20 protein-coding genes, 2 tRNA genes and 1 pseudogene are annotated in these 14,923 nt (G+C 66.8%); 4 read left to right on the plus strand and 19 right to left on the minus strand.

Annotated features, from left to right (window positions below; all coding sequences use genetic code 11):
• Positions 1–5: 5 nt before the first annotated feature.
• The gene (locus AC07EJ_RS18075) at positions 6–1,658 is read right to left on the minus strand and encodes a dynamin family protein (protein WP_389477326.1); all 1,653 of its coding nucleotides are present in this window, start codon (positions 1,656–1,658) and stop codon (positions 6–8) included.
• 277 nt (positions 1,659–1,935) lie between these two features.
• Between AC07EJ_RS18075 and AC07EJ_RS18080 the strand changes: the two genes are divergently transcribed.
• Positions 1,936–2,008 (plus strand) — tRNA-Arg (locus AC07EJ_RS18080).
• Positions 2,009–2,185: 177 nt separating this feature from the next.
• Here AC07EJ_RS18080 and AC07EJ_RS18085 read toward each other — a convergent pair.
• The 14 genes from AC07EJ_RS18085 to AC07EJ_RS18150 all read right to left on the minus strand — a co-directional run bounded on the left by AC07EJ_RS18085 (position 2,186) and on the right by AC07EJ_RS18150 (position 10,406).
• Positions 2,186–3,580 carry a tyrosine-type recombinase/integrase gene (locus AC07EJ_RS18085; RefSeq protein ID WP_478884501.1) on the minus strand — a complete coding sequence of 465 codons (1,395 nt, stop codon included), beginning with the start codon at positions 3,578–3,580 and terminating at the stop codon, positions 2,186–2,188.
• Positions 3,580–3,777 (minus strand): helix-turn-helix transcriptional regulator, encoded by a 198-nt coding sequence (locus AC07EJ_RS18090; RefSeq protein ID WP_478884502.1) that lies wholly within the window; start codon positions 3,775–3,777, stop codon positions 3,580–3,582. Before AC07EJ_RS18090 ends, AC07EJ_RS18085 begins: the two co-directional genes overlap by 1 nt.
• Entirely contained in the window at positions 3,774–5,159 is a 1,386-nt protein-coding gene (gene repSA / locus AC07EJ_RS18095; protein ID WP_478884503.1) for a replication initiator protein RepSA, read from the minus strand. Before repSA ends, AC07EJ_RS18090 begins: the two co-directional genes overlap by 4 nt.
• The gene (locus tag AC07EJ_RS18100; RefSeq protein WP_478884504.1) at positions 5,156–5,401 is read right to left on the minus strand and encodes a hypothetical protein; all 246 of its coding nucleotides are present in this window, start codon (positions 5,399–5,401) and stop codon (positions 5,156–5,158) included. Before AC07EJ_RS18100 ends, repSA begins: the two co-directional genes overlap by 4 nt.
• A 5-nt stretch (positions 5,402–5,406) precedes the next feature.
• Positions 5,407–5,595, minus strand: coding sequence for a hypothetical protein (locus AC07EJ_RS18105; RefSeq protein WP_478884505.1), 189 nt, complete (start codon positions 5,593–5,595; stop codon positions 5,407–5,409).
• Positions 5,596–5,683: 88 nt separating this feature from the next.
• Positions 5,684–6,016 (minus strand): SpdD-like protein, encoded by a 333-nt coding sequence (locus AC07EJ_RS18110; protein WP_478884506.1) that lies wholly within the window; start codon positions 6,014–6,016, stop codon positions 5,684–5,686.
• A gap of 24 nt (positions 6,017–6,040) precedes the next feature.
• Positions 6,041–6,196 (minus strand): hypothetical protein, encoded by a 156-nt coding sequence (locus AC07EJ_RS18115; protein ID WP_266743993.1) that lies wholly within the window; start codon positions 6,194–6,196, stop codon positions 6,041–6,043.
• An 11-nt stretch (positions 6,197–6,207) separates the two neighbouring features.
• A complete protein-coding gene (locus AC07EJ_RS18120; RefSeq protein WP_478884507.1) occupies positions 6,208–6,396 on the minus strand; it encodes a mobile element transfer protein in 189 nt (62 codons plus the stop codon).
• 15 nt (positions 6,397–6,411) lie between these two features.
• Positions 6,412–7,080, minus strand: a complete 669-nt coding sequence (locus AC07EJ_RS18125; RefSeq protein WP_478884508.1) for a DUF2637 domain-containing protein — start codon at positions 7,078–7,080, stop codon at positions 6,412–6,414.
• A 287-nt stretch (positions 7,081–7,367) separates the two neighbouring features.
• Positions 7,368–7,541 carry a hypothetical protein gene (locus AC07EJ_RS18130; protein ID WP_478884509.1) on the minus strand — a complete coding sequence of 58 codons (174 nt, stop codon included), beginning with the start codon at positions 7,539–7,541 and terminating at the stop codon, positions 7,368–7,370.
• Positions 7,542–7,543: 2 nt separating this feature from the next.
• Positions 7,544–7,738, minus strand: a complete 195-nt coding sequence (locus tag AC07EJ_RS18135) for a hypothetical protein (RefSeq protein ID WP_266743997.1) — start codon at positions 7,736–7,738, stop codon at positions 7,544–7,546.
• 79 nt (positions 7,739–7,817) lie between these two features.
• Positions 7,818–9,158, minus strand: a complete 1,341-nt coding sequence (locus AC07EJ_RS18140; RefSeq protein ID WP_478884510.1) for an FtsK/SpoIIIE domain-containing protein — start codon at positions 9,156–9,158, stop codon at positions 7,818–7,820.
• Between the two features lie 2 nt (positions 9,159–9,160).
• A complete protein-coding gene (locus AC07EJ_RS18145; protein ID WP_478884511.1) occupies positions 9,161–9,490 on the minus strand; it encodes an SCO3933 family regulatory protein in 330 nt (109 codons plus the stop codon).
• Between the two features lie 136 nt (positions 9,491–9,626).
• On the minus strand, positions 9,627–10,406 hold the full coding sequence (locus AC07EJ_RS18150) for a GntR family transcriptional regulator (protein ID WP_478884512.1): 780 nt from the start codon (positions 10,404–10,406) through the stop codon (positions 9,627–9,629).
• Positions 10,407–10,436: 30 nt separating this feature from the next.
• Between AC07EJ_RS18150 and AC07EJ_RS18155 the strand changes: the two genes are divergently transcribed.
• Positions 10,437–10,895, plus strand: coding sequence for an NUDIX hydrolase (locus AC07EJ_RS18155; RefSeq protein ID WP_478884513.1), 459 nt, complete (start codon positions 10,437–10,439; stop codon positions 10,893–10,895).
• A 444-nt stretch (positions 10,896–11,339) separates the two neighbouring features.
• Here AC07EJ_RS18155 and AC07EJ_RS18160 read toward each other — a convergent pair whose 3' ends face one another.
• The 3 genes from AC07EJ_RS18160 to AC07EJ_RS18170 form a co-directional block, all read right to left on the minus strand.
• Positions 11,340–11,666: a hypothetical protein gene (locus tag AC07EJ_RS18160; protein ID WP_478884514.1), complete on the minus strand. Its 327-nt coding sequence runs from the start codon at positions 11,664–11,666 to the stop codon at positions 11,340–11,342.
• A 340-nt stretch (positions 11,667–12,006) separates the two neighbouring features.
• Positions 12,007–12,741, minus strand: a complete 735-nt coding sequence (locus AC07EJ_RS18165) for a glycosyltransferase (RefSeq protein WP_478884515.1) — start codon at positions 12,739–12,741, stop codon at positions 12,007–12,009.
• Positions 12,742–12,813: 72 nt separating this feature from the next.
• Positions 12,814–13,272: a hypothetical protein gene (locus tag AC07EJ_RS18170; RefSeq protein WP_478884516.1), complete on the minus strand. Its 459-nt coding sequence runs from the start codon at positions 13,270–13,272 to the stop codon at positions 12,814–12,816.
• Between the two features lie 417 nt (positions 13,273–13,689).
• Between AC07EJ_RS18170 and AC07EJ_RS18175 the strand changes: the two genes are divergently transcribed.
• Positions 13,690–14,280 carry a hypothetical protein gene (locus tag AC07EJ_RS18175; protein WP_478884517.1) on the plus strand — a complete coding sequence of 197 codons (591 nt, stop codon included), beginning with the start codon at positions 13,690–13,692 and terminating at the stop codon, positions 14,278–14,280.
• A 76-nt stretch (positions 14,281–14,356) separates the two neighbouring features.
• Positions 14,357–14,438: transfer RNA gene (locus AC07EJ_RS18180), tRNA-Arg, on the plus strand.
• A gap of 169 nt (positions 14,439–14,607) precedes the next feature.
• Here AC07EJ_RS18180 and AC07EJ_RS18185 read toward each other — a convergent pair.
• Positions 14,608–14,923 (minus strand): annotated as a pseudogene (locus AC07EJ_RS18185) (hypothetical protein); the annotation flags it as partial.

Genomic DNA, 14,923 nt, shown 5'->3' on the forward strand with positions numbered 1-14,923 from the left:
CGCGGTCACCTCTCCTTCTGCAGTACGGACAGCGCGGCGATCAGTTCGGCCTGGGACTCGGGGTGTACGTCGAGTGCGTCGAGCGGCGCGAGTCTGCGGGCGCGCTCCACGGCGAGCACCTTGTCCAGGTAGTCGGTGAGCAGCCGCCCGCCCTGGTCGCGCAGGCGCAGGGCTCCTTGGGCGCCGATGCGGTCGGCGAGGTTCTCGCCGGCGCTGCGGGCGCGGTTTCCGCCGAGGAGGGCGGTGGCGAGGAGGGCGGCGACGAGTTCGGTGTCGGGCGGCGGGGTGGTGTCCAGGGTGCGCACCTGTTCCTCCGCGTACTCCTCGAGCATGCGGCGCCAGCGGCGTACTGCCATGCCGATGCGGTGTTCCGCGGTCTCCAGGTCGGGGTCGCGGTCGGCGAGGCCGTCCGCCGCGCCCGCGGGATCGCGGTGCCAGGCCTCGTCGATGCGTTCGTCGGCGGCGGTGACGGCGCACAGCAGGAGCGCGCCGAGGCTCTCGGTGAGCGCGTCGAGCAGTTCGGCGGGCGCGCAGTCGAGGGGGTAGCTGCGCCACCGCTTGAGGGCGTCCCCGGCGAGCACGCCACCACTCTGGAGCCGGGTCCGCACACGCGCGTACTCCCTCTCGTACGTCTCGTCGACGGTGGCGGTGAGCCGCAGGGCGGCCGCGTACTGGGAGGCGACGGCGCCGGCGAGTTCGGGGGTGCGGACCCTGAGGGAGTCGATGACTCCGTTGGCGGTGCGGGCGATGGCGGTGCAGCGGGCGGTGGGGTCCTGCACGCGGTGGCTGAGCCAGGCGCGCAGGGGGGCGACGGCGGTGGCCGGCAGGAGGCCGCCGCCGCCGGTGGACTCGGGCAGTTCGGGGACGGTGAAACGCGGTACGTCGCCGAGCCCGGCCTTGGCGAGCAGAGCCCCGTACTGGCGGGAGACCTCGGCGACCATCTGGTGGGGCACGCGGTCGAGGACCGTGACGAGGGTCGCGTTGTTCTCCTTGGCGCTGCGCAGCAGGCGCCAGGGCACGGCGTCGGCGTAGCGGGAGGCGGTGGTGACCATGATCCAGACGTCGGCGGCACTGATCAGCTGGGCGGCGAGTACGCGGTTGCCGGCGACGAGGGAGTCGACGTCGGGCGCGTCGAGGAGGGCGAGCCCGCGGGGCAGGTTGCCGGAGGTCTCCACGCGCAGGACGTGTTCGCCTTCGTCCGCGGGGGCGGAGGCGCCGAGTTCGGTGTCGTCGGGCTGCCGTGGCGTCCAGACGCGGTCGAGGTCGGGCAGGACGCGGGCCCCGGAGAACCAACGGTGGTCCTCGGGGTGGCAGACGAGAACGGGGGTGCGGGTCGTGGGCCGCAGCACCCCGGCCTCGCTGACCTTCCGCCCGACCAGGGAATTGACGAGGGTCGACTTCCCGGCGCCGGTCGACCCGCCGATGACGGCGAGCAAGGGGGCTTCGGGGTCTCGCAGTCGCGGCACGAGATAGTCGTCGAGCTGCGCGAGGAGTTCCACCCGGTTGGCACGCGCACGCGGCGCCCCGGGAAGAGGGAGGGGAAAGCGCGCGGCGGCGACACGGTCGCGCAGCGCGGAGAGTGCGTCGAGCAACTGAGGCCGTACGTCCAAGGTCACCACATGCGAAGAATGCCCAATTTTGGCGGCTTTCTGAAGCATATGGACGTCTCTGCGCGCCGATCCGGCCCATCCGGTCCATGGGACGGAAGGGACGACTGGGGCGCAGGCATAACGAGTGCACAACACCCGGGGCGCGAGACGCCAAAAGCGGTGCAGGATTCGTACCTGCCTGCGATTATCAGGACCGCTTCACCGAACCTCCACATCGCGCCACGGAGGCGAAGCAGCAGGGACAGGGATCCGGGAGCCCTATCCTTGGTCCCGGCAAGGTCACGGATCTCCCCCACATCCGTCCCGAGCCACCGGCCACACACCGGCCCCCGTAGCTCAGTGGATAGAGCAGGCGCCTTCTAAGCGCTTGGCCGCAGGTTCGAGTCCTGCCGGGGGCGCCTCTCTGAGGCCCTGCTTCGGTAGGGCCTTTCTGCTGGTCAGAGCGCCTTTCGAACGACACGCAGAAGCCCCGTCACTCCCCCGACGATCACGGGAGGGCTCCGGGGCTGTCCGGCTGTCACCGGGTTTCTGCGGGTCGCTGTGTCGAATACGTGTCGAAGTTTTCTTGGAGCGGGTCAGCCGGCCGGATCGAGGTCGGTCTCCGGGAGATCCCCGGCAGCCTCCATCCGACGCTTGAGATCCGGGAGCTGGCCCTCGATGCAGCCGGCGTAGAACGCGAGGAGCACGGGGACGCTGTTGCCCGCCCAGTAGGCCGCCTGAGCCGGCGGAATGCCGTCGTTAAGCCACTTGGTCAAGCGGGTGTGCCGGATGTCGTAGATCCGGCGCCCCATCGGCGACTCGTACTCGCGCTCGGTCAGCTCTGCTTTGCGGGCGGTTCGCCAGGCGCGGCGGGCGACTGAGCCTGCAAGGATGCCGCCGAACTCACCCTGGAACAGCCGATCACCGGGCTTGAGGCCCTCGTCCTCAATGTGCTCCCTGAGCGTCCGTGTCAGGGCGGGAGGACCGGGCACGACGCGCGTGTCGTCATCGGCACGCCCCTTCAGTCCACGCCCCTCGTGGATGGCGCCGTCATCAGTCCAGTTCTTCCCGACCTCCGGCTCCGCGGTGTGGAACAGAACTTCACACCACTGGTCTTCCGAGTCGGCTGGGGGAAGCGTGACGTCGTCCACGTACATCGCCACAGCCTCTTCGGGGCGCGGACCGGTGTAGTAGAGCGTGCTGAAGTACGCGTGCAGGCGTCTTCCGCCTCGTGTACGACGCCGGATCCCAGCGAGGATGCGGGCCATACGTTGCGGGTGGATGAGGGATCGTCGGTCGACCGCGTTGGACGTCTTGGGTGTGGACCCGCGCCCCTTTGGCAGAGGGTTCGTACGCAGGATCTTGTGCATGATGGCGTACTCCATGGCCACGTTGAGGATCCGGCGCGTGCGCTTGATGGAGCTGGCCGCGGCCTGCGTGCCGTCAAGCAGGGTGTCGACCGCGCGCAGGACCCCGTCGACCTTGACCTGGTCCTCCCAGACCGTCATGGGCACGCTGTTGCGCTGCACCCACCGCAGGATGGTTGCGACCTCAGGCGGCGCCTCTGCTCGACGGCGCGTGTTGAACGCGTACTCCCGCAGGGCCGTCCGCAGGTCGACCGGGTTGAAGGCGCTTGGTGAGGTGCGCAGGAGCGCAACGGTTGTGGCCGTCAGAGCCTTGGCCGTGTTCTTCCGGGTGTTGCCGGCAGTCCGGATCCATTGAGCGTCTGCGAACTGCACCGCGAAGTCGTACCAGTTGACTGCGCTGGCGCCGGACTCGTGAGAGACGGGCCGTCCTGTTTCCCGATCGAACCCTTCACCTCGCCGCGTGGCGGTGATGAGTTCCGAGCGGAAGCTGTCGGCGAGCGCGGCTGTGTCGAACGGCTCGCGCCAGCGTTTACCGGCGACCACCCAGCGCACGGTGTGCGTGGTCTTGCGGGCGCCCTTGTACGTCAGGATCTTGTAGACCTTGACGTCGAATGTGGTCTCCATCAGGCGCCGTCCTCACGGCCGTCGAGCCAGTGGTCGAGGTCGACCCGCCTGATCCGGAGGTCGCCGTTGGGGAGCTTGATGCAGCGCGGGGCACGCCGCTTGGCACGCCAGTCGTAGAAGGTCGAGCGCGAGATCTTCAGCTCCTCGCAAACCTCAACGAGGGTGAGCATGTTGCGCGCTCGTACGGCCGTAGTCATGTTTCGCTCCCTTCGCAGAGCAGGGCTTCGCGGGCGGTTTCGCGGTTGAGTTGGAGATCTCGGGCGATGTTGGCGGCGAGCCAGGATTCGCCGGGGGTGTGGCCGTGGCCGGCGTAGGTCCAGTGGGCGAGGGTGAGCGTGGTCGACTCCGGGTCGTCGTCGGGGTCGGGGAGGCCGAGGGCGGCTCGTTGTTGGACGGCGCGGTAGTCGGCGCGGACCTGCCGTAGGGCGCCGAGGGTGGTGGAGTAGCGGCGGGACTTGGTGGAGAAGTGGCCGCGGAAGCCGAGCATGTGAGCCCAGGCCCAGAGCTTGCGATCCGGGTACAGGCCGTCGAGGTCCCAGCACGCGCGGATGAGACGGCGCGTGTGGTCGGGCAGGTCCGGGACCTTGTCGAGTTCGGCCATCTCCCCGATGCGCCGGTCGAGGGTGCCAGTCGCTTCGGCTGCCTTCGTGGCGTACTTGGCGACGTAGGAGGCCACGGCCTGTTCGGTGAGGTCTTCACCGGCGCCAAAGGCGACGATGGGCCGTACGTCGAGCTGTGTGCCCCACCGCAGGACGCGGGCCGGTTGGTCGCCGGCGGCAGGGATCTCGATGCGGGCACGAGTAGCGGCAGCCTTGAGCGCATCCTCAAGCACATCGAGGGTGGCCCACGCCGGAGGCGGAGTGGTCGGCCCGTCGGGTCCGTCGAAACGGATCACGGCATGGAAGTGGATCGCGCCTCGCTTTTGGTACTCGGCCACCTTGCCGTAGGAGATGCGCAGTTGCTCTTTCAGCTCGCGTTGGGTGATCCCGACGCGAGCGGCAAGTTCGCGGGGGAGGTAGATCGTCACGTATCGCCACAGGGGTCCTGCGTGGTTGTTCCACAGCACGGCGCCGGCGTAGTCGTACGTGGCCGGGTCGAGGGCGGTGCCGAGTTCCGGCGCGTCCTCGGGGTGCTGGGCGCCGCAACGGCAGCGGCCGGAGCTGGGCCGGTTGTGGACGGGCCCGAACGAGGGCGCGGTGAGGGTGGCGAAGACGCGGGGTTGATCGCGCACGGTGTGCGGGGTGCCCTTGTCGGGGTCGCCGGTCAGTCCGGCGCGGATCAGGTGGTAGGTGTCGCCGGCGTAGGTCCAGGCGCACGAGGGGCAGCGCGAGGCCCTGCGGTTTCCGCAGGCGAGGCGGAGTGTGCCGCCCGGTTCGTTGTCGGTCGTGTACGAGTGCAGGACGGTGCCGGTGGCCGGGTCGAGGGTCTTGGTTCCGCCGCTGAGCCGGATCGGGTCGGAGCAGCCTCCGGTACGGCGGATCTGGTCTTGCCAGCGGTCGAAGCCGTCCGACCCGGCCACCCGGAGGAGATCCCCCAGGGTGATCGGGTCGAGGCCCGCCGCAGTGGCGGTCAAGGTCATCGAGCACCGTCCTTGCGGCTGTTGCGCGGCGGGTCGGAGTGGTAGCGGGATGTACCCAGGTCGCGGCCCTCGTGCTGGTGGCGCGGGGAGTTCGGGTTGCGGTCGTTCCAGTCCTCCGCGCACACCTTGTGGACGGGCTCACCGTTGTGTGAGCGCATCGGGGTGGGCTTGCCGCACTGGGAGCAGGCGCAATCGCCTGAGTGGTCGAAGTGCTCGTTGGAGGACCAGTTCAGGAGTCCCATCGCGGTCACCTCCCTGCCACAACGAGGGGCGGGCGGCGGGACGCGCGGGTGCCGGTGCCGTGGCAGGTCGGGCAATGGGCGGTGATGGTGCGCAGGTTGCCGTGCCGGTCGCGTCCGCCCAGGGTGATCGCGGCGGAGGCGAAGCCGTCGCAGGCCGGGCAGACGTGGGGCGCGGGGCGAGTGAGATCGGTCATGATGGGTGTTCCTTCCGGTTGAGAGATCGGGTAGGGCACGGCTCCCGGAGCGGACGAAACTTGGCGGTAGAGGCCGCTCCGGGGCCGTTCAGCGGCGCTTGTGCTCGGAGGCGACCAGCGAGCGGACGACGAGCGCGCAGACGGCGAGCGAGGCGGCGGTGATGGCGACCGCGAGGAGCATGGAGACCAGGACGGCGCCGACGACGAGGACGGCTGCTGTACCGCCGGCGACGACGAGAACCAGCGAGCCCGGGGTGAGCTGAACCGTGGGGCGGGCGGATGTGGCCGGGGTGCGGTTCTCGCAGAAGCAGTGGGTCGGGGCGTGGCCCGTGTGCGGGACGACCGCGGTCGGCTCGACGACAGCAGGCGGGGTGACGATGCCGGTCGGCAGGTCATTGGTCGGGATCTGCGGACGGAACATGGTGGATCTCCCTTCCGAGGGTGGTTACTTGACGGCCGTGCCGATGGCGGGGCCGAGGAAGCTGCCGGCGAGGAGGTAGCCGCCGAGCAGGAGTACGGCCACGAGCCACCACGGCGGGCGGACGAGCTTGACGCCGAGGGCGCCGACAGCGATCAGTGCGAGCCAGAGCGGGACGTCCATAGCGGGGCCTCCTAGGCGGTGCAGCGGTGGGTACGCGCGGCGAGTTCGGCGGCGGAGCGGTTGTCGTATTCGGCGGAGAAGTCGCAGCGGGGAGCGGTGCAGGCAGCGGCGTGCCTGTCTCGTCCGCGTCCGTCGTGGAAGGTCGCGACCTTCACCGGGCCGAACTGCCGGACGTTGCGGAACTGCCGGTAGGCGGGCATGACTGTCCTTTCTGATCAGGTGAGTTGGAGTTCTGCGGCGATGGCGTCGGCCATCGGGGCGGGCAGTCCGAGGCGGGCCCGGAGCGCATCCGGTGCCATCGGGGCGCCGGTCGTAACGCGGTGCGTGTCGGCGATCTTGCGGGCGTGGTCGAGAAGGGCCGGCGGCACGTTCGGGGCGCTCACGGCGGGGACCGACTCTGCGGCGGGCAGTTCGGGAGCGGGAGCCGTGGGCAGATCGGCTTCGCGGCTCACCTCGACCTCGGCCGGGGCCGGTTCAGCGTCGACCGGTGCGGAGAGGACCGGTTCCGGGGCTTGTGCCGGGGTGGCCGGTGAGTGCACGAGGAGCGTTCCGCCGAGGAAGGCGAGGGCGGGCCAGCCGGCCACGAGGATGCGCAGCCAGGCAGGTACTTGGGTGAGGTCGAGGAGTCCGGCGGTGGCGATGTTCGCACCAAGCGAGGCGAACAGGGCGATCACGAACCAGGTCCATGCCGCCCGGTCACGGCGTGCAGTCCGCAGCCGGCGCCAGGCAGCCACCAGCAGCAGGTCGACCGAGATCGGGTAGGCCCATGCTTTCCACCCGTCCTGTCCTGCGGCGGATGCGATGTCGTGCAGGTGGGCGAAGGACAGGGCCCCGGCGATCACAGCCTGTACGAGTACGGCGTCCGGGCGGATCGAGCGGTTCACGGTCTTCACCTCCTTCAAGGGAGTTGGGGCCGGGGCGGGGCGGGGATCTTGTCCGGCCGCCCCGGCCCCGGCGCGGTCAGCGGCGGTTGCGGCCAGGGCAGCCGTTGACCATGTGGTCCACGCACTGCGGGCAGTCCCCACGCAGGCCCCTGTGCACCGTGCGGTCGTGGGCGTGCCTCCAGCACTGAGGGCACTCCCTCTCAGGCGTGGACTTGGACGGTTCAGCGGTACGCGGCGACTTTCCGAACAGGCCCATCACGGGCTCCTCTCTTTTGGCCGGCGGGTGTTCAGTCCGGGATCGCTTCGCCGGTGCCGAGGCAGGCCAGGCACAGGCCGTTCTGTTGGCCGACGACGCGGCGTTTGCGGCCGACGCGGACCGAGACAGCGACCTCTCCGGTGCCCCTGCACGGGCCGCATCCCTTCGCGGCCGGCGGGCGGGGCGGGGTCTTCTTCGCGGCCACGGTCACCGCTCCGAACCGGGGTACTGGGGGCCGTCGGTGGGGTCGAAGCCGGGCGGGAACCAGCCGGCGGGCATCGAGGCGGCGAGCGAGGGGCCCACGGCCTTGAGGAAGTCCCGGTCGGCGTCGCGGCCGTGGGAGTAGCCGATCAGGTCGCTGAGCAGGCGCAGGGTGCGGATGAAGTCGGACTGCTCGTACACGGGTTTCCTCCTGTTTCGGGCATGGCTCGGGTAGGGACCTGGCGCGAAGGCGGTCACGCCGACCGGGACGAGAGGTGTGTCAGGAAGTCGCCGGGGCCTCAGTGGGCATGGGCGGGATGATCAGCGTCGGATCCAGTGGCACGGCCGGGCGGAACGGGTCCAGGGCCGGAAGGTCCGGGATCAGATGAGCGAACTCCCGGCAGACGGCCACGGTTTCGTCCTCGCTGATCTGCGGGGTGCGAATACGGGACCAGCCGCCGGAGGAGTCCGCCGCCACTGCGAGACCGGGGCGATCAGCAGGGATGAGGGAGGCAGCCGGTACGGCTTCGGGGGCCACGTCGCTCAGGCCCATTTCTGCGGTCTGCTTGTCGTTGACGCGGTGCACGACACGGCCGGTGAGTTGAGCGCGGAGCATGGTGGCGCCCTTGCCGAGTTCGGAGCCGAAGCGCTGCCCGCAGATCTCCAGATAGATGCCGACCGAGCGGGAGAGCTGGGCCAGCCGGATCAGGCCCGTGACGATCCGCTCGCGGCGGGCCTCATCGGTCTTGGAGGCGATCAGGAACAGTTCCGCGATCTCGTCGACCAGGACCACAACTGGCGCCGGCCGTAGACGCTCGGGCAGAGACCACAGGTCCGAGGCCCCGTGCTTGGCGAGCAGGTCGAATCGGTCCTCCATCTCCGCTACCAGCACATCAATCAGGGACGCGGCATCGTCCGGGTTGGTCGCCAGCGCCGACAGGCGGGCCGCGTATCGGGACTGTTCGACCCCGCGCTTGCAGTCGATCCCGACCAGGGCGACCGGCAGTTGAGCCAGCCCCTTGATCAGATTGCGCTGGTACATCGACTTCCCCGACAGCGTGGCGCCGAGGGTCAGGGCCTGCGGGACCTTGCGGTAGTCCCGCTCGTACGCGGTGCCGTCATCGCGCAGGGCGACCGGCACCACCAGGTCATGCGGCATGGCCTTGCGCGGCATCCGGACCTTGTTCAGCACGTCGAACCCCGTCATGCGCAGTTCCACATATCCGGGCTTGGTCGGGATCGCGTTCACCGCGTGCACGCCCCACGCGTGACGAAGACGCTCGGAGGCGGCCGCGATGTCCGCAGGCTCCAGGCCGGCGGGCAGTCGCAGAGTGACCCGAAGTCCGGTCGAGGTGCCACGTACCCGGCGTACCTTCGGCGGCACGGGCTGAACCTGGCTGCGGGCGACGTTGCGAACCATGAAGGCCCGGAACCCGGACGGCTGGACCGTCAGGCCGCACACGTCCATCGTGGTCCGGTACTTCGAGGCGAACCGACCCCACGTGACGGGAAGACCGACCAGCCTCCAGTACGCACGCGGCGCGCGAACCTTCATGTAGGCGACGCCGCCGGCACCGGCTATGGCCCCGGACGCCTCCAGCCACGTGGACAGGTCGGTCATGATCAGGCCCCCGCCGTGATCGCGACGGCGCGGAACGAGATCCCGTGGCGCTTCTGCCCGTTGAACTCGTTCTCCCAGTCACGCGCCTTGAGTCCGACCACGGTGACCGGCGTACCGGGCACGAGGCTCTCCGGGATACCCGTCTCCGGCACGGTCACCTGGTAGAGGTTCCCCTCACCCTCATCGGAGACCAGAAGGCCCACCGTCGACAGGGGCGCCTTCGTCTCACGGTCCACGGCACGCTCACCGGTCTGCTTGCTGAGCACCTTCGGCACGGCCGGTGTGGCCACGAAGACAACAGCGGTCGAAAGGTCGATCTTGAACGACGACATGAAAGCTCTCCTGTGCTTGAGCCTTACTCCTGCACTCATGTACAGGAGTGATGCTTAGAAGAGTGCCCGCCTCCTGTACATGAGTCAACCCGCCACCGGAAGAAATCCCGTGGCGGGTTGCGAAGTTGACCGAGCGTCAGTCCCCAGCAGGGAAGCGATAGTCCAGAACGAACTGGTCAGCAGCCATGATCGTGTCGCAGACCTCCACGACGCGTTCCCCGCCGGAAATCGCGTTCCGCACCAGATGGATCACCGGCGAACCAGGGCTCAAGGCCAACGAGGCAGCCTCGGCCTTCGTCGCCAACCTCGCTCGAACGGTCTCGGTGAACTCGACGAGCCCGTAGCCGTTCTCCTCAAGGCGCGCATAGATGCCGCCGCCTCCGGGGTTCTCGGAGAACATCTCCGGGATGTCCTTCACCACGCCCCACGGCAGGTACGAGGTCGCTTCCTCCGTTGGGACGCCGTCCCGGAAGTACCGCCGCTTACGCGCGAGGACCTTCGTGCCCACCGCGACGCCCAAACGGTCCGCGATGTCTTCCGGAGCTTCCGTCGGGCCGATGAACAAGACAGCCACCGAGGGCTTTCCCCCTGACTGCTCGGCCTCCGCCAGGTACGCCGCCTTGCCGGCCTTCCGGTGAGAGCGCCGGAACCTGTCCGACGACTTGCGCTGCACCGGAGGGCGAGAGCGCACGAAGGACCCACGCCCGTGATGTGTCTCGATCAACTGCATCGTCCGCAGCTCCGCCACCGCCTTGCGCACGGTCCCGGAGGCGACGCCGTAGCGTTCCATGAGCTCGGACTCACTGGGCACAGCAGCCCCAGCCGCCAGAGCCCCAGTCTTGATCTGCCCTGCAAGGTCATCGGCGATCTGCAAATACTTCGCCTTGGCCACGGAGGTTACGTCACCACTCGCCATAGTCCTTCTCAGTCTCCTATTCTCCTGTACATGAGTAACAGTCCCCAGCAGAAGCCGTCAACGCCGCTCCACTCCGTTTCTGTAGCAGGCGTGGTGGTGCGTGAGGACGGGCGAGTGCTGACCATCCGGCGTGCTGATAACGGGACGTGGGAACCGCCGGGAGGGGTGCTCGAACTGACCGAGGCCCCGGAGGACGGGGTTCGCCGAGAGATCTTTGAGGAGACTGGCCTAAAGGTCCAGGTCGAGCGGCTGACCGGCGTCTACAAGAACACCGCGCGGGGCATCGTCGCCCTGGTCTTCCTGTGCGCCGTCGAGGGCGGGCACGAGCGGCTGTCCGATGAATCCACAGCGGTCGAGTGGCTCACCCGTGACGAGATCGCCGACCGAATGGGCGAGGTCTTCGCGATCCGGGTCCTGGACGCCCTCGAAGAATCCGCAGTTCACGTGCGCTCCCACGACGGCCGGAAGGTCACGGCCACGGCCTTCTAGGGCCGAGCTGTTACAGGTTTCTCTACCTCATCAAGGCTCCTCGCTCCGCTCGTCGCGCGCTCCCCGGCTCACCGCCGGGGCCCTGCGCTCCTGTCTCCGCCCCGCTCTGGGCCCCGGCTACGCCGGTCGCGCAACTAGAGCGAGAGAGCCTGGCTGAAGGGAAACGGAAGGCACAAGCGATGCCTCCGGCGGGGGCGCTCAGACTCCGGGATGGACAGGGCGCCGTTCGCGGGTGCCGGCCGAATCGTGGCGGGCGTCGTGGGCTCCCATCCCGACCACCTTCGACCCAGGCAGAGCCGAGCAGTCGCGGCCCAGGGCGTCAAGGTCGTTCGTACAGTGGCGCGCTCCACCTTGACGCCCTGAACCACGCCCACTCCACGATGTGTGGGCCGAAGGCGGACGGGATGGGAGCTGGGTGAGGGGTGGGTTGAGGTGGTCTTGAATTTAGTCTCGGGCACTCCACAGCTTCACGAGGTCTCGGACAAGTTCTGCGGTCTTAGCTTTTGAGTCACAGGAAGGGAGCACAGTCACTTGACTGGAGACGGGCAAGTGTGGCTGATCAATGAAATAGTTCCTGGTATAGGTCAAAAATTGCGGGTCATGCAGGAAGTATTCAATTTCGGGGACGCCATTTTCCTCTGCCGCGCGCCGCAACTGCAGCGTCTTCAGTGAGACGTCAAGATAAATAGTGTGGTCTGGGCGCAGATACGGCAGGTGCCATAAAAGCCGGCGGACCTGGTCGTATACTTGGAAGTCGTACAGGTGATCCATGGCGTAAGCGTGCGCCATTAGAGTGTCCACCGACCGATCCAAAATTATCAAATGGTGTGGGTCCCTGGCGGCTTGAGCAACGCGCTCGGCCTCTATACCCATAAAAACGTCGAACGCGGCTAACTGCTCCGCTGCCGACCTAGTGAGCGGTGGGGGAATATCTTGAACAAGCGGGATGTGCTCGACATAACATTTCAGGAAGAGCGCGTCGAGGGTAGGGAGAAGATTCCGGAGGCGGTGGATCGCGGTGGTTTTACCCGCATACGAAGGACCCTCTAAGCATACAATCACAAGGCGTACCAACCTCTTCGGTCGTAATTCAAAATAATCCCTGCTCTAATTATCGAACGGTAGATTGGTACCAGTGTCGCCAGAAGGAAGCAGAGCTCAAGTGTAGGCGTGCAGTTATTGGGTTCTGCCACCAAATCATCTTCCAAGCAGGCCACTGGTCATAACGGCGGGAAGAAGGTCGGACACGAAGTTCGTCGACAATTACTATGGGCCTCTGCATTCTGTCTCCCAAATCTCGCAGGCGATTGAAAAACTCCACGTCCTCGCTCATGAACCAGTCGGTACGGTATCCGGTGAGCTGACGAAACGCATCAGCAGTGCAGAATTGATCGACCCCTTGAGCACCGCGGTGCCGCTTCCGGTGACTGCTCCAGTACCAGCAAAGGAGTCGAGAGCTGATACGCCTCGGCGTGTATTTCGGGGGAATGGCGCCTCCCACATGCCGACCGGAAGCTAGCAGGCGCATCACCGTCGAGACAGCTTCAGCCGGTAAAGATACGTCAGCATCAACAAAGAGCAGATAGCGGCCATGTGCAGCAGTGGCGCCGGTGTTACGAACCTGCCCAATGTTTCTATGCACCTCCCGGACAATTCGGGCCCCGAACGACTCTGCAATCTTTATAGTCTCATCTTCACTGTCGTTGTCTACGACTACTATTTCTCCGTATTCGCCGCTTGCCTCCATCCATATCTTAAGAGAATTCACTACGGTTGGCAGGCAGATCGGCAGGTATTGAGCTTCATTGAACGCCGGGATCACGATAGAAAGCACAGGTGTGGCCATAGGTCGATCACGCTTCCCTAGTCTTTAAGCTAACTACGCAACCACCGCAGGTGGCAGTTGGCCCGGGCTTCTTTACCGGGATGGGATGGGTCCCACACTTAGATCTTCACGCATTGCAGCGCGCAACGCACGCAAGGCCGCGTGATAATCGTCGGTAATTTGGCTGCTTTCCGATGACACGGCGAGGGCTTCATTGGAAAAGTCGTCCCTTATGTTGCGGACTGTTCTGAAAAGCTCAACGGCTGGTCCGATGACAGCAGGAGGCGCAAGGATCTCCATCTGGTACCGCAGGCCATAGCAGGGAATGAACGCGGTTCGAGCCGCGTGTAACTTCTCGTCGAGTGAAATATCAGTGCTACCAGCAATTCTCCTCATCTCGTTACGAGCTTGAGTGAGGGCAGCGAGGAACGAGCTGTATAGCTCCTGGCGAGCAACGCGCCACTCGGTTTCCAGCTGCCTACGATGACGATCTTGCTCGATCGCAACTTCACGGCGGTCTCGCCGTCGTTCGACCAGCAGGGTCGAGCTCATCGCGATAGTCGCCCCGGCTAGCGTGCTTATGAGAGTCGTCCACTCCATAGCAGGACCCTAGTTGGCAGCAACCTCTGTTGCGTGTATGCACCAGTGGACTCAGCGCCGTTCGCCTCTGGTGGCCAACCAAGACCGGTCAGCGGCCAGCGGTCGGCTCGGGTAAGTCCGTCACCCAATGCAAGGTCATCAAGGAACTCGCCTCACAGCACGTCGCGTTGGTCGGCATCGACTGCAAGGACGGGGAAAACTTTGCCCCGCTGGCCCGCCCCAGGTCACGGCCGTCGATGATCAGTTGTGGCTGTCCCGACCAGCCAGCCTTGTGACAGATACATCGGCCAAAAATCATCCACGTCGAAGATCCTCGGCGCTGGCATGCTGGCAGACCGGAGTATCGGACCACGGCCCTAGGGGGACAGCGTGATCGTGAACCGGCACATCAGCAGCGAGCAGTCTGACGAGTACGACGAGCTGGAGCAGCATCTCACCGAGTCGCTCAACGCTCCGCTGGACTGGCCCGAAGGTGGCGGGCTCACCATCGGCCACGTTGCCCGCATCGCCACTGCTACGAGCTGCGACACGGCTTACAGCCGGGCTGCCAACGGCCACTTGATCGATCTGTTCGCTGCGCTCCCGCTGCCTGGAAGCACCGAAGGAAATGCCTTCTGGGACCGTGTTCGCGAGGCTGGAGGCAGTGCCTCCTGGAACATCATTCCTGCGAATATGGGTGGACCCTTCTTCGGCCGTGTCCAGAACGGCAACGAGGCAGGTATCGCTTCCCGCGTCCTGAGCTTCTTGGCGGAGCTGACGCCGTCCCAGCGCACCGCTATGGCGGAAGTCGTCGGCTCAGTCCTCGACGATGGGACCATCGGCGTCAGTGGCCGATACGGCGGTGAGCTGTGGCTACGCGACGTCGAAATGAGCGCGTGGCATGTCGCGCTGGCCAGCCGGCGGGATTTCGAGACCCCACAAGACCGGGAGCGGTTCTTCGAGGCATGGCGCCAGGCCTGATCCAGCCCGCCGTCACCCCCGTGCGGTCGAATGCGTGTCGACGTCGTCGATCACCTCAACGTCGGCTACTGGAAAGGCCAGCTCAGAGTGGCGCCCTCACAGGACCAGCAAAGCGCCTTCTAAGCGCTTGGCCGCAGGTTCGAGTCCTGCCGGGGGCACAGCTCTCCGCCTCTCCTTCGGGAGGGGCTTTTTGCAGGTCGGAGCACGCGTCGGCGCCGCATCGCAGTGGCCGGACCGCCCTCGAGTGATCGCAGGTACGGTCCGGCAGGCCCGGCACGGACGCGTCCGCAGGCCCCGGCGCTCCTTCTTTCAGGGACAGTCAGCAATTCACCCCTGCTTGACCGGCGGGCACGTGCCCGTGTCCTCGCCGATGGAGTTGATCTCGGCGTTCGAGCGCGGGTCACCCGCGTAGTTGACCTGGTCCGTGCACTTCGTGTCGGGGTCCTTCGGCGTACCCGATGCCCCGTCGGCCTTCTGGACCGGCGGGCACGTGCCCGTGCTCGCGCCGATGGAGTTGATCTCGGCGTTCGAGCGCGGGTCGCCCGCATAGTTGACCTGGTCCGTGCACTTCGTGTCGGGGTCCTTCGGCGTACCCGATGCCCCGTCGGCCTTCTGGACCGGCGGGCACGTGCCCGTGTCCTCG

The organism is Streptomyces sp. NPDC045026, from assembly GCF_056432625.1.

Bases quoted from the DNA above. Each gene is read 5' to 3' on its own strand.
- AC07EJ_RS18075 (WP_389477326.1), bottom strand. From the start codon at position 1,658: ATGCTTCAGAAAGCCGCCAAAATTGGGCATTCTTCGCATGTGGTGACC.
- AC07EJ_RS18160 (WP_478884514.1), bottom strand. From the start codon at position 11,666: ATGGATCACCTGTACGACTTCCAAGTATACGACCAGGTCCGCCGGCTT.
- AC07EJ_RS18140 (WP_478884510.1), bottom strand. From the start codon at position 9,158: ATGACCGACCTGTCCACGTGGCTGGAGGCGTCCGGGGCCATAGCCGGT.
- AC07EJ_RS18165 (WP_478884515.1), bottom strand. From the start codon at position 12,741: ATGGCCACACCTGTGCTTTCTATCGTGATCCCGGCGTTCAATGAAGCT.
- AC07EJ_RS18150 (WP_478884512.1), bottom strand. From the start codon at position 10,406: ATGGCGAGTGGTGACGTAACCTCCGTGGCCAAGGCGAAGTATTTGCAG.
- repSA (WP_478884503.1), bottom strand. From the start codon at position 5,159: ATGACCTTGACCGCCACTGCGGCGGGCCTCGACCCGATCACCCTGGGG.
- AC07EJ_RS18085 (WP_478884501.1), bottom strand. From the start codon at position 3,580: ATGGAGACCACATTCGACGTCAAGGTCTACAAGATCCTGACGTACAAG.
- AC07EJ_RS18120 (WP_478884507.1), bottom strand. From the start codon at position 6,396: ATGCCCGCCTACCGGCAGTTCCGCAACGTCCGGCAGTTCGGCCCGGTG.
- AC07EJ_RS18090 (WP_478884502.1), bottom strand. From the start codon at position 3,777: ATGACTACGGCCGTACGAGCGCGCAACATGCTCACCCTCGTTGAGGTT.
- AC07EJ_RS18105 (WP_478884505.1), bottom strand. From the start codon at position 5,595: ATGACCGATCTCACTCGCCCCGCGCCCCACGTCTGCCCGGCCTGCGAC.
- AC07EJ_RS18115 (WP_266743993.1), bottom strand. From the start codon at position 6,196: ATGGACGTCCCGCTCTGGCTCGCACTGATCGCTGTCGGCGCCCTCGGC.
- AC07EJ_RS18145 (WP_478884511.1), bottom strand. From the start codon at position 9,490: ATGTCGTCGTTCAAGATCGACCTTTCGACCGCTGTTGTCTTCGTGGCC.
- AC07EJ_RS18155 (WP_478884513.1), top strand. From the start codon at position 10,437: ATGAGTAACAGTCCCCAGCAGAAGCCGTCAACGCCGCTCCACTCCGTT.
- AC07EJ_RS18170 (WP_478884516.1), bottom strand. From the start codon at position 13,272: ATGAGCTCGACCCTGCTGGTCGAACGACGGCGAGACCGCCGTGAAGTT.
- AC07EJ_RS18110 (WP_478884506.1), bottom strand. From the start codon at position 6,016: ATGTTCCGTCCGCAGATCCCGACCAATGACCTGCCGACCGGCATCGTC.
- AC07EJ_RS18100 (WP_478884504.1), bottom strand. From the start codon at position 5,401: ATGGGACTCCTGAACTGGTCCTCCAACGAGCACTTCGACCACTCAGGC.